This window comes from Marinobacter halodurans (assembly GCF_004327985.1).
GTDB lineage: Bacteria > Pseudomonadota > Gammaproteobacteria > Pseudomonadales > Oleiphilaceae > Marinobacter_A > Marinobacter_A halodurans.
This window is the reverse complement of the sequence record NZ_SJDL01000013.1, coordinates 1-11,580: the sequence shown is the minus strand read 5'-3', so window position 1 is coordinate 11,580 and position 11,580 is coordinate 1. Positions and strand designations below refer to the sequence as shown.

9 protein-coding genes are annotated in these 11,580 nt (G+C 61.7%); 6 read left to right on the top strand and 3 right to left on the bottom strand.

The window, feature by feature from the left end:
• The first annotated feature begins 9 nt into the window (after positions 1-9).
• Positions 10-1,020 (top strand): L-arabinose ABC transporter permease AraH, encoded by a 1,011-nt coding sequence (gene araH, locus EZI54_RS10105; RefSeq protein ID WP_131481580.1) that lies wholly within the window; start codon positions 10-12, stop codon positions 1,018-1,020.
• A gap of 54 nt (positions 1,021-1,074) precedes the next feature.
• The gene (locus EZI54_RS10100; protein WP_131481578.1) at positions 1,075-2,817 is read left to right on the top strand and encodes an IlvD/Edd family dehydratase; all 1,743 of its coding nucleotides are present in this window, start codon (positions 1,075-1,077) and stop codon (positions 2,815-2,817) included.
• A 164-nt stretch (positions 2,818-2,981) separates the two neighbouring features.
• Here EZI54_RS10100 and EZI54_RS10095 read toward each other — a convergent pair whose 3' ends face one another.
• Complete coding sequence (locus EZI54_RS10095) at positions 2,982-3,950, bottom strand: beta-ketoacyl-ACP synthase III (protein ID WP_131481576.1); 969 nt, start codon at positions 3,948-3,950, stop codon at positions 2,982-2,984.
• 170 nt (positions 3,951-4,120) lie between these two features.
• On the opposite strand from EZI54_RS10095, the gene corA reads away from it, so the two are divergent.
• Positions 4,121-5,074, top strand: a complete 954-nt coding sequence (gene corA, locus EZI54_RS10090) for a magnesium/cobalt transporter CorA (RefSeq protein ID WP_131481574.1) — start codon at positions 4,121-4,123, stop codon at positions 5,072-5,074.
• 85 nt (positions 5,075-5,159) lie between these two features.
• Entirely contained in the window at positions 5,160-6,647 is a 1,488-nt protein-coding gene (locus EZI54_RS10085; protein WP_131481572.1) for an aldehyde dehydrogenase, read from the top strand.
• 33 nt (positions 6,648-6,680) lie between these two features.
• Here the strand turns inward: EZI54_RS10085 and EZI54_RS10080 are convergent, their stop codons facing one another.
• Both EZI54_RS10080 and EZI54_RS10075 read right to left on the bottom strand, forming a co-directional pair.
• Positions 6,681-7,493, bottom strand: coding sequence for a response regulator transcription factor (locus EZI54_RS10080; protein ID WP_131481570.1), 813 nt, complete (start codon positions 7,491-7,493; stop codon positions 6,681-6,683).
• A gap of 148 nt (positions 7,494-7,641) precedes the next feature.
• Positions 7,642-9,030, bottom strand: coding sequence for an aspartate aminotransferase family protein (locus EZI54_RS10075; protein WP_131481568.1), 1,389 nt, complete (start codon positions 9,028-9,030; stop codon positions 7,642-7,644).
• A gap of 238 nt (positions 9,031-9,268) precedes the next feature.
• Between EZI54_RS10075 and EZI54_RS10070 the strand changes: the two genes are divergently transcribed.
• Positions 9,269-10,618 carry a glutamine synthetase family protein gene (locus EZI54_RS10070; RefSeq protein WP_131481566.1) on the top strand — a complete coding sequence of 450 codons (1,350 nt, stop codon included), beginning with the start codon at positions 9,269-9,271 and terminating at the stop codon, positions 10,616-10,618.
• A gap of 51 nt (positions 10,619-10,669) precedes the next feature.
• Complete coding sequence (locus tag EZI54_RS10065; RefSeq protein WP_131481564.1) at positions 10,670-11,401, top strand: glutamine amidotransferase-related protein; 732 nt, start codon at positions 10,670-10,672, stop codon at positions 11,399-11,401.
• The last annotated feature ends 179 nt before the right edge of the window (positions 11,402-11,580 follow it).

The following is an 11,580-nucleotide window of genomic DNA, read 5'->3' as shown; positions in this document are numbered from 1 at the left end:
AGAATAACCATGTCTACGGAAAAACTGGCTCAGGCACAGTCCGCTCCGGACTTTTCGGCCAGCCGCGGCGGGCTGTCCCGGATCGTGCGCAACCTGCTCGACACGTCAGGACTGATTGCCGTCTTTATCCTGCTCTTTATCGGGCTGTCCATTATGGTGCCCGATTTTCTCACCGGCCGGAACATCGTCGGCCTGCTGCTGTCGGTCACCCTGATCGGCACGATCGCAACCACCATGATGATGGTACTGGCACTGGGCGAAGTGGACCTGTCCGTGGCCTCCATCGTGGCGTTTACCGGCGTGGTGGCGGCGGTCATGACCTCCACCTCCGGTAGCGTCTTTATCGGGGTGATGTCCGGTGTTGCGGCCGGTGCCGCCGTTGGCGCCTTCAACGGTTTCGTGGTGGCCCAGTTCGGCGTCAACTCCCTGATTGCCACCCTGGCGGCGATGGAGTTCGTACGGGGCCTGGCCTACATCACTTCCGGCGGCGACGCGGTGATGATCACCGTCCCGTCCTTCTTCGACCTGGGCAGTGCCTCGTTCCTGGGGCTGACGGTGCCGGTCTGGACCATGATCTTCTGCTTCATCATCTTTGGCGTGCTGCTGAACATGACCGCATTCGGCCGCAACGTGCTGGCCACCGGCGGCAACGCCGAGGCGGCCAACCTGGCCGGCGTTAACGTGCGCCGCCTGAAAATCACCGTGTTCGCCCTGCAGGGCGTGGTGGCCGGCGTCGCCGGTGTCCTGCTGACCTCGCGTATGGGACTGGGCGATCCCAATACCTCCATCGGACTGGAGCTGGCGGTGATCTCGGCCTGTGTATTGGGTGGTGTGTCCCTGTCCGGCGGCGTGGCATCCATTACCGGTGTGCTGGTTGGCGTCCTGATCATGGGCAGCGTGCAGAATGCCATGGGGCTGCTCAACGTACCCACGTTCTACCAATATCTGGTCCGCGGCGCGATCCTGCTGCTGGCCGTGCTGTTCGACCGTTGGAAACAGACCCGCCGCAGCCGGGTCTGATCCGAAACTGACGTCCTTAACGGGGTCCGAATCTGTACTCAGGAGCACTATCCGATGTCCGACAAGAAACGCCCGCTCCGCTCGGAAGCGTGGTTCGGCACGGCCGACAAGAACGGCTTCATGTATCGAAGCTGGATGAAGAACCAGGGTTTTCCCGGGCACATGTTCGATGGCCGACCGGTGATCGGCATCTGCAACACCTGGTCCGAACTGACCCCCTGCAATGCCCATTTCCGTCGCATCGCCGACAAGGTGCGCCAGGGCATCCTGGAGGCCGGAGGCTTTCCGGTGGAGTTCCCGGTGTTCTCCAACGGCGAGTCCAACCTGCGGCCGACGGCCATGCTGACCCGGAACCTGGCCAGCATGGATGTGGAAGAATCCCTGCGCGGCAACCCGGTAGACGGCGTGGTGCTGCTGGTGGGCTGTGACAAGACGACCCCGGCCCTGCTGATGGGGGCAGCCAGCTGTGATCTGCCGACCATCGTCGTCAGCGGCGGCCCGATGCTGAATGGTAAACACAAGGGCCGGGACATCGGGTCCGGAACCGCCGTCTGGCAATTGTCCGAGCAGGTCAAGGCCGGCCGGATCTCGATCCACGATTTCATGTCGGCCGAGGCGGACATGTCCCGGTCCGCCGGCACCTGCAACACCATGGGGACGGCCTCCACCATGGCCAGCATCGCCGAGTCCCTGGGCACCTCGTTGCCTCACAACGCGGCGATTCCAGCGGTGGATTCCCGGCGCTATGTCCTGGCCCAGCTCTCCGGAAACCGGATCGTGGACATGGTCAACGAGGACCTGCGGCTGTCGAAGATCCTGACCCGCGAAGCCTTCGAGAATGCCATCCGCGTAACGGCGGCCATTGGCGGCTCTACCAACGCGGTGGTGCACCTCAAGGCCATTGCCGGCCGGATCGGCGTCGATCTCTCGATGGAGGACTGGACCCGGATCGGCCGGGGCACCCCGACCATCGTGGATTTGCAGCCCTCCGGACGTTTCCTGATGGAAGAGTTCTATTACGCCGGAGGCCTGCCGGCGGTGCTGCGCCGACTCGGCGAGGCCAACCGCCTGCCGCACCCGAACGCACTGACGGCCAATGGTAAAACGCTGTGGGAGAACGTCCAGGACGCCCCCCTGTACAACGATGAGGTGATTCGCCCGCTGGATAGCCCGCTATGCGAGGACGGGGGTATCTGCGTCCTGCGCGGAAACCTGGCGCCCCGCGGGGCGGTCCTGAAACCCTCGGCGGCGACGCCGGAGTTGATGAAACATCGGGGCCGGGCGGTGGTGTTCGACAACTTCGATCACTACAAAGCGCGGATCAACGATCCGGAGCTGGAGGTGGATGCCAACAGCGTGCTGGTGATGCGCAACTGCGGCCCCAAGGGATATCCGGGCATGGCGGAGGTTGGCAACATGGGGCTGCCCGCCAAGCTGCTGGAGCAGGGCATCACCGACATGGTGCGTATCTCCGATGCGCGCATGAGCGGTACCGCCTATGGCACGGTGGTACTGCATGTGGCGCCGGAAGCCGCTGACGGCGGGCCGTTGGCCGCCGTACGCGAGGGTGACTGGATCGAGCTGGATTGCGAATCAGGGCGCCTGCATCTGGATGTCAGCGAAACTGAGCTGGCGGAGCGCATGAAAGACATCCGGCCCGGCACATCCAGGGTCCTGGCCAGCGACGGTGGCTACCTGCAGCTCTACATCGACCACGTCCTGCAGGCGGACGAAGGCTGTGACTTTGATTTTCTTGTCGGGCGGCGCGGCGCCAAGGTGCCGTCCCATTCCCATTAAACCTCGCCTTGGAGGTCGGGCAGGGACGCCCGTTGCGGTTGGCGACGTTGCCGGAATGCATTCCGGGCCGCGACGCTGACAATAAAGGGGCGCGATCGTTGCGCCCCTTTTCTGTGTCCGGAAGGTGTTGCCAGCCGGGGAGAACGGTGTGGGTGACGTGATCGTCAGAACCGGAGGAGTGCCGCGCCCCAGGTAAATCCGCCGCCGAAGGCTTCCAGCAGAACCACTTCGTTCTTCTTGATCCGGCCATCGCGGACAGCCACATCCAGCGCCAGCGGAATCGACGCGGCGGAGGTATTGCCATGTTCATTGACGGTCACCACGACCTGATCCATGGACATGTTCAGCTTCTTGGCGGTGGCGGCGATGATTCGCAGGTTGGCCTGATGGGGGACCAGCCAGTCAATGTCCGATTTTTCCATCTGGTTGGCTTCCAGCGTCTCATCGACGATCTTGCCGAGAGTGTTGACTGCCATCTTGAAGACTTCGTTGCCCTTCATCTCGACGAAGGCGCGGCCGGCCTTGACCCGTTCGAAGTCGGAGGCAATGCCGCAGGGCACGTGCAGCAGTTCCTCGTAACGGCCGTCGGCATGGATGTGCGTGGAAAGAATGCCCGTCTCTTCGCTTGCTTCGAGCACCACGGCACCGGCACCGTCACCGAAAAGCACGCAGGTGGCCCGATCATCCCAGTCGATAATACGGGAGAAGATTTCGGCACCGATGACCAGTGCCTTCTTGCTGGCGCCGGTTTTGATGAACTTGTCCGCGGTGGCCAGGGCATAGACGAAACCGCTGCATACCGCCTGGATATCGAAGGCCGGGCAGCCCTGGATGCCGAGGCGGGCCTGCAGGATACAGGCGCTGCTGGGGAAGATCTTGTCCGGGGTGGAAGTGGCAAAAACGATCAGGTCAATGTCCTGGGGATCGATAGCCGCCGCTTCGATCGCACGCAGCGATGCCTGCTCTGCCAGGTCCACCGTGGTCTGGTGGTCCGGCGCGATATGACGCTGCTCGATGCCGGTCCGTTCACGAATCCACTGGTCACTGGTGTCGACCTTCTGTTCCAGGTCTTTGTTGGTAACAACATTGTCCGGCAGATAGGATCCGGTGCCAGTGATACGAGCGTAAGTCATGTGTGATGGGTTCCCGGGGCTTTGCTAATACATTGTTTCGAGCCTTTGAAAGTCATCCTACACGGCATCCCGTGCTTGGGTTATTAGCGATTTGTCCTAAGATACCGGACAGGGAAAATGCGGGCGCGTTCAATTCGACGCCAATGGAACATCAGAGAGGTAGCTGTCGAATGCTGAGGTTTTTCAGGATTGATAACGGGTTGATCCGGGAGATGGACGTGGAATCGTCCGATACGGATTCAGCGCTGGAAAATGCGGACTGGATCGACGTGCATACACCGGATGAGGATGAGCGCCTGCTGTTGCAGGAGCTCCTTCACACCGATGTGCCCGAGTTCGACGAAGTCGAGGAAATCGAGGCTTCCGCCCGCTGTTTTGTGGATCAGGCCGGCATCCATGTGCATTCCCTGTTCCTGACCCAGACCGAAGGTCGCCACGACACGATCTCAGTGGCCTGTATTCTCCAGAGCCGGCGGCTGATCACGATCCGGGAGGACGATGTTGCCGACTTCCGGCTCATCCGGATGCGGGCCCGTCGCGGTCAGGTGGAGGCGAATTCGCCCGCCGAGCTGCTGGTCACGCTGTTCGAACAGAAAATGGAGAACCACGCCGACAGCCTGGAAGATCTTCACCGGCAATTGGAAGACGTGTCCTATATGGTGCTCGAGGACGAGGAGGCGGAACTGGACGAGGCCATTGGCAAGCTGGCACGCCTGGAAGACAGCAACGGCAAGATCCGCCTATGCCTGATGGATTCCCAGCGGGATATCTCTTTCCTGCTGCGCCACCTGCGCAGCGCCTCGGAGCACGCCGACACCCTGCGGGAGATCATGCGCGACATCGAAACCCTGATGTCCCACACCACCTTCCTGTTCGACAAGATCAACTTCCTGATGGACTCCACCCAGGGCTTTATCAACATTGAACAGAACCAGATCATCAAGATCTTCTCCATCGCCGCGGTGGTGTTCCTGCCACCGACGCTGGTGGCCAGTATCTATGGCATGAACTTCGACGTCATGCCTGAACTGCACTGGATTGGAGGCTACCCCTGGGCGCTGGGCCTCATGGTGATGGCGGGCATTGCCCCATACCTGTATTTCAAGAAGAAAGGCTGGCTCTGATCCGTATACCCACTGGGGGATATAGAGCCCCGACAGCCCGGCCGGTTAGGCTTGAGTCAAAGTCAATCAACGTCGGGAGAAGACCATGAAAACCAGTGCGGAATGGAAGGCCCTGAGTGAGTCGGTAGCCTTGCAGGGGCAGGCCTTTATCAAGGGCCAATTCCAGGATGCCGTATCCGGCGAGACCTTTCCAGCGATCAATCCGGCCACGGCAGCCAAACTGGCGGATATCGCCAGCTGTGACGCGGCCGACGTGGATCTTGCCGTTGAGGCCGCCCGGGAGGCCTTTGCCTCGGGCGTATGGTCGGACCTGTCGCCGGGCGATCGCAAACGGGCGCTGCTGCGGCTGGCGGATCTGGTTGAAAGGCACGCTGACGAGCTGGCCGTGCTGGACAGCCTGGATATGGGCAAGCCGATTGCCGAGATGGTCAGCATCGATGTGCCGGACTCTATCGACTGCCTGCGCTGGACCGCGGAGTCCATCGACAAGCTGTATGGCGAGATCGCGCCCACCGGACATGACACCCTGGGGTTGATCCGTCATGAACCGGTCGGTGTGGTCGCCGCCATTACGCCCTGGAACTACCCGCTGATGATGGCCACCTGGAAAATCGCGCCCGCCCTGGCCGCGGGCAACTCGGTCGTTCTCAAACCGTCCGAGAAAAGTGCCCTGAGCGCTCTCCGACTGGCAGGACTGGCCAAAGAGGCGGGAATCCCCGATGGCGTCTTTAACGTGCTGCCGGGCTTTGGTCATACCGCCGGCAAGGCGTTGGCGCTGCACAATGAGGTGAGTGTCCTGGCGTTTACCGGCTCCAGCCGGGTGGGCGGGCTGCTGATGGAATACGCCGGGCAGTCCAACCTCAAGCGGGTGTGGATCGAAGCCGGCGGTAAATCGCCGATGCTGGTTTTCGAGGACTGCGAGGACATCGAAAAGGCGGCGTCGACCGCCGCGGCGGCTATCTTTTCCAACCAGGGCGAAGTCTGCATTGCCTGTTCCCGGCTCTATGTCCAGTCGTCCATCCGCGAGCGCTTCACCGGGGCCCTGCTGGAAGCCGCCAAAACCTACCAGCCGCAGGATCCGCTTGACCCGGAAACCCGGATGGGCGCCCTGGTCGATAAAACCCAACTGGAGACCGTGGCCCGTTACATCCAGTCCGCCATCGATGAGGGCGGCCGGGTGTTGGCTGGTGGCGTCCCGGAGGCGGTGGCCGGGCAGGGGTATTTCGTTGAACCCACCATCATTGGCGATGCCCGCAACAGTATGCGCTTCGTCCAGGAGGAAATCTTCGGCCCGGTGCTGGCCGTCGGTGAATTCAGCGACGAGGCCGAGGCGATCCGCCTGGCCAACGATAACCGCTATGGGCTGGGCGCTTCGGTCTGGACCGGCAACCTGTCGCGGGCTCACCGTGTGAGCCGGAAAATCCAGAGCGGCATGATCTGGGTCAATGGCTGGGGCGGTGGCGACAGCACTATGCCGTTTGGCGGCATGAAAGCATCCGGCTACGGTCGGGACAAGTCCCTGCATTCCCTCGAGAAGTACACCGATATCAAGACCGTCTGGATCAACCTTTGATCCGGACGGCCGGTTGCGGTGGACCGGTAGCGTCTATGGGTTTTCTTCGAGGTGGCTCAGGTGATTGATGAACTGCGTGAAGATTTCCGCCTGGGTGGAGGTGTTCAATCGCGCATGGATGTTCTTGCGATGCACCTTCACGGTGCCGACGCTGATGGTCAGGCGATCGGCTATGGCCTGGGATGAAAAGCCCCGCAGGATCAGGTCTGTAATCTCCCGTTCCCGCTGGGTCAGGACACCGCTGGCAAAGGTGCGCAGGGCCCGTTTCATGGGCCCGTCGGAGCGGCCGTACTGCAGGAATTCCCCGGACTGTGCCTGCCAGAACTGACGCACCAGGGCGCTGATAATGGGATAGAACTCATGCAGGGCATTCAGTTCGGTGCGGGAAATGCTCTCCAGCGACGCCTTACGCCCCAGGGTGATCGCACAGGTCACCTTGTCATCCAACCGGATCAGCAGATTGATCTCATCCACCAATCCAAAATTCTGGTAGCAGGTCTGGTAATACTCCGTGCTCTTGAAGGAATCCGGCATGATCTCGGCCAGTCGCACGATGCCCGGCGCCGCGCCGTTCTTGATGGCATGGAACAGGGGATCGAGCACGTAGGCATGGTTGATGTACTGGCGCAGGGTGTCGCTCTGTTCCTCCGGGTCGGAAGGATGGACCAGGATCGGCCGTAGCGATTTCTTGTAGGTCAGGAGCAGGATCGTGTCGAAGAAACACAGGGTCGACAGGAAGGCCTCCAGCATCGGCGGGAAGCTGCGCAGGCGTTGATGCTCGATGAGAACCGCCAGGTTTTTCTGCCAGCTCTCATTGGCCTGTATCTGATTGACGCGATCTCTCATCACAGCCCTTGTTATTCTATTGAAAGCGCCGGCATGGCCCGCTCAAATGGGGCTCACGGCGGCCACGAATCATGGTTGGGGCGCATCAGCCGGTCCCTTAAGGCTAAGCCAGTTGGCGAACCGGCACCAGTCCGGTCCGCCTCCCGGGTCATGCGTCGGACAGTCCGCTGACCCGGGCGTAGGTCCGGTCCAGCGCGATGCGCAGGCGATCAACCATGGCATCAATCTCCTCCCGGCTGATGACCAACGGGGGGGACAGGACAATGCGGTTGCCGCAGGCCCGGGCGATCAGGCCGGCGGCGGTGCATTCGTCTCGGCAGACGGTGCCCACATCTCCATCGAAGAAAGTGCGACTCTGGCGGTCCTTCACCAGCGCAAGGCCCGCGATCAGGCCGATACCTTCGATATGACCGCAAAGCGGATGCTCACCAATGACCCCCCGCAGGCGTGACTGCAGGTAGGGGCCGGTGTCCGTGGCGACGGACTCGATCACGCCCTCGTCCCGCAGCAGCCGGATGTTCTCCAGCGCCACCGCCGCGGCGGCCGGGTGGCCGGAATAGGTGAAACCGTGGTTGAAGTCGCCACAGTGCTCGGTCAGGGTGTCCGCAATTCGGTCGCCCACGGCAACTGCCGAGATGGGCAGGTAGCCGGACGACAACCCCTTGGCCATGGAGAGGATGTCCGGCTGGAAATCGAACGTCTGACATCCGAACCATTGCCCGGTACGCCCAAACCCGCAGATCACTTCGTCGGCCACCAGTAACACATCGTACTTGCGGCAGATGCGCTGGATCTCCGGCCAGTAGGTCCGTGGCGGCACGATCACCCCGCCGGCACCCTGTATGGGCTCGCCGATAAACGCCGCAACGTTATCCGGCCCCACTTCCAGGATCTTCTCTTCCAGTTCCCGGGCCCGTTGCAGACCGAATTCCTCCTCGGACAGGCCGTCGGCCTCACCATACCAGTAGGGCTGACCAATGCGATGGATGCCCGGCAGCATGGGATCGCACTGGCGGTGCATGTGTCCCATCCCTCCCAGACTGGCGCCGGCCAGCGTGCTGCCGTGATAGGCGTTCTCGCGGGCAATCAGCAGCTTGCGGTAGGGCTTGCCCTTCAGCGTCCAGTAGTGGCGAACCATCCGGATCACCGTATCGATGGCCTCCGACCCGGAATTGGCGAAGAACACCCGGTCCAGGTCGCCGGGCGTGATCCCGGCGATGGCCTTCGCCAGTCGGGTGACCGGGGCGTGGGTGCTCTGGAAGAAGGTGTTGTAGTAGGGCAGCGTCTGCATCTGCCCTACGGCGGCGTCGATCAGTTCCTGGCGCCCATAGCCGATGTTGACGCACCAGAGACCGGCCATGCCATCAATCAGTTGGTTGTCGTCCGCATCCCAGACATAGACACCTTCCGCGCGCGCAATCACCCGGGCTCCTCTCTGGTTCAGGGCCCGGGTATCGCTAAAAGGATGCAGGTGGTGGCGGGCGTCCATGTCGCGTATGGCGTTTCCGGGAGTGGGCGTTGTTGTTGTGTCGGGCATCACAGCCTCCTGAGGGTTATGGGGCCAGCTGCGCCGGTCTGGACGCAGCGGGGTCGGGTTCCAGGTTAACCATAGGGAATGTCGACGGCGGGGAGATATACCCCTGCGGGTATATGTTCGATCCGGGTCGGGAACGGCCATGACGGGCCCAAGATACCCCCCGGGTGATAGATACACGCCACTGGGGATGGGATATCGTGGAATCCTGACTTTAGAGAAGCATTCAAGAGTGATGCGTATGACGACAAACAAGAATCAGGACAGGAACCGCGATCTGGACCTCTTCATCACGGATCTGAACGGGAATCTGCGCGGCAAGCGCATGCCCGCCAGTGGCCTGAAAAAGGCCCGCAAGGAAGGTCTGAAACTGCCGCGGTCGGTGGTGGGCTTTGATTTCTGGGGGGCCGATGTCCTGGAAAATGGTCTGGTGTTTGAAACCGGTGACAGCGATGGCGTCTGCATGCCGGTCACCGAAGACCCGATCCCGGTGCCCTGGTCGGAAGCGCCGCGCGACCAGATGCTGGCGATGATGTTCAACCCGGACGGCTCACCGTTCGAGGCCGATCCCCGTCAGGTGCTCAAGCGCATGGTGGATCGCTTTGCGGAAAAAGGGCTGACCCCGGTCATGGCCACCGAACTCGAGTTCTATCTGATGGACGCGGAGTCCGAAAGCACCCAACGCCCGATCCCACCGGCCCTGGCGGATGGCAAAGGCCGGCGTCTGGCCAATACCGAGGGCTACGCCGTTGAGGAGATGGACGGGTTTGAGGCGTTCTTCGCTGATGTCCGGGCAGCCTGCCAGGCACAGGGCATTGGCGCGGACACCATCATTGCCGAAATGGGCCCCGGCCAGTTCGAGGTGAACCTCAACCACGTGGCCGATCCGTTGAACGCCGGCGATCAGGCGATCCTGTTCAAGCGCCTGGTGCGCGGTGTGTCCCGTCGCCATGGCTATTCCGCCACCTTCATGGCGAAGCCCTATGCCGAGGAAAGCGGCAACGGTTTCCACGTGCATTTCAGCCTGCTGGACGAGGACGGCAACAACGTCTTCGACAACGGCACGGACGCGGGCAGCGAACTGCTGCGCCACGCTGTCGCCGGCCTCATGCAACTGATGCCTGAAAGCATGCTGGTATTTGCGCCACACCTGAATTCCTATCGCCGCTTCATGCCCGGCGCCTATGCCCCGACCCATGCCAGTTGGGGCTACGAGAACCGGACCGTCGCGATACGTGTACCGGAAAGCCCCAACGTCGCGCGGCGGATCGAACACCGCGTGTCGGGTGCCGATGCCAACCCGTATCTGGTGCTGGCCTCCGTGCTGGCAGGCGCACTTTACGGCATGGACAATAAGCTCGAGCCTAACGCACCGGTCGAAGGCGACGCCTACGCCGAAGAGAACCCGGAATACCCGCTGCCCTGTGAATGGCAGGACGCGACCAATCGTTTCGACCAGAGCGAGATCCTGCGGGAATACCTCGGCGAGGAATTTGTCCGCGTTTACGCGGAAGCCAAGCGCCAGGAGCGTCGTCGCTTGAACGAACGCATTTCCGATGTGGAGTACGAGGCCTACCTGGGCCTGCTCTGAATTTTTTATCCAGACACCGCGTGCGCCTGATCCGCACGCCAGGAGTACCCAATGAGTCTGAGAATCGGCATCCTAGCCACGGGCATCACCCCGGATGACCTGCTCGAAAAGCACGGCTCCTACGCCGACATGTTCGTAAAACTGTTCGGTCAGGCCGGCTACGATTTTACCTTCACCACCTACGATGTCCGGGACGACATTTTCCCGGGCGCCGCGGATGCGCACGACGCCTGGATCATTACCGGTTCCAAATCCAACGTGTACGAAAAAACACCGTGGATGATGCGCCTGAAAGACCTGATCCTCGAGATTTACGATACCGGCCGTCCGATGGTCGGCATCTGCTTCGGTCATCAGATTGTGGCGGAAGCGTTTGGCGCCGACGTGAACCCGTATCCGGACGGTTGGGGAGTCGGTCTGCACACCTATCAGCTCGAAAAAGACGTGCCGGAGCTGGACGGTCTTGGCGGGCAATTCACATTGAGTGCCGTGCATCAGGACCAGGTGCTCAGCAAGCCGAAACAAGCCGAGGTGATCGCCTATTCGTCCTTCTGCCCATTTGCGGCGCTGCAGTACGACAACCGCATCCTGACGTTGCAGGCGCATCCGGAATTCAACGTCGAGTTTGAAACCCAGTTGCTGTTGTCGCGTCGCGACGACCCGATCCCGCCGACTGCGGCTGACGAGGCGCTGGTGGGGCTGAATGACGAGTCCGCCCACACCGACTCACTGCAGGTGGCCCATTGGATGGCGTCGTTTCTTCAGCAGGGCGCCCAGCGTTAAGTTTCTTTTCAATTCATAGCTTGTCTCCACTTCGACTGGCCTTTAGGGCCGGTTTTTTTTTGGTGCGCCAGGCATGGCGCGTAGCGCCTTGACGGGCGCTGTTCTGGTACAGGTGGTGCTGGCCGGATGACTTGGGGGTGCAAGTCCCCTGTGGGCCCGGTAAGGGGAACTACTAGCCG

What these genes read in the sequence shown, in the direction of transcription:
- araH (WP_131481580.1), top strand. Translation starts at nt 10, where the DNA reads ATGTCTACGGAAAAACTGGCTCAGGCACAGTCCGCTCCGGACTTTTCG.
- EZI54_RS10100 (WP_131481578.1), top strand. Translation starts at nt 1,075, where the DNA reads ATGTCCGACAAGAAACGCCCGCTCCGCTCGGAAGCGTGGTTCGGCACG.
- EZI54_RS10095 (WP_131481576.1), bottom strand. Translation starts at nt 3,950, where the DNA reads ATGACTTACGCTCGTATCACTGGCACCGGATCCTATCTGCCGGACAAT.
- corA (WP_131481574.1), top strand. Translation starts at nt 4,121, where the DNA reads ATGCTGAGGTTTTTCAGGATTGATAACGGGTTGATCCGGGAGATGGAC.
- EZI54_RS10085 (WP_131481572.1), top strand. Translation starts at nt 5,160, where the DNA reads ATGAAAACCAGTGCGGAATGGAAGGCCCTGAGTGAGTCGGTAGCCTTG.
- EZI54_RS10080 (WP_131481570.1), bottom strand. Translation starts at nt 7,493, where the DNA reads ATGAGAGATCGCGTCAATCAGATACAGGCCAATGAGAGCTGGCAGAAA.
- EZI54_RS10075 (WP_131481568.1), bottom strand. Translation starts at nt 9,030, where the DNA reads ATGCCCGACACAACAACAACGCCCACTCCCGGAAACGCCATACGCGAC.
- EZI54_RS10070 (WP_131481566.1), top strand. Translation starts at nt 9,269, where the DNA reads ATGACGACAAACAAGAATCAGGACAGGAACCGCGATCTGGACCTCTTC.
- EZI54_RS10065 (WP_131481564.1), top strand. Translation starts at nt 10,670, where the DNA reads ATGAGTCTGAGAATCGGCATCCTAGCCACGGGCATCACCCCGGATGAC.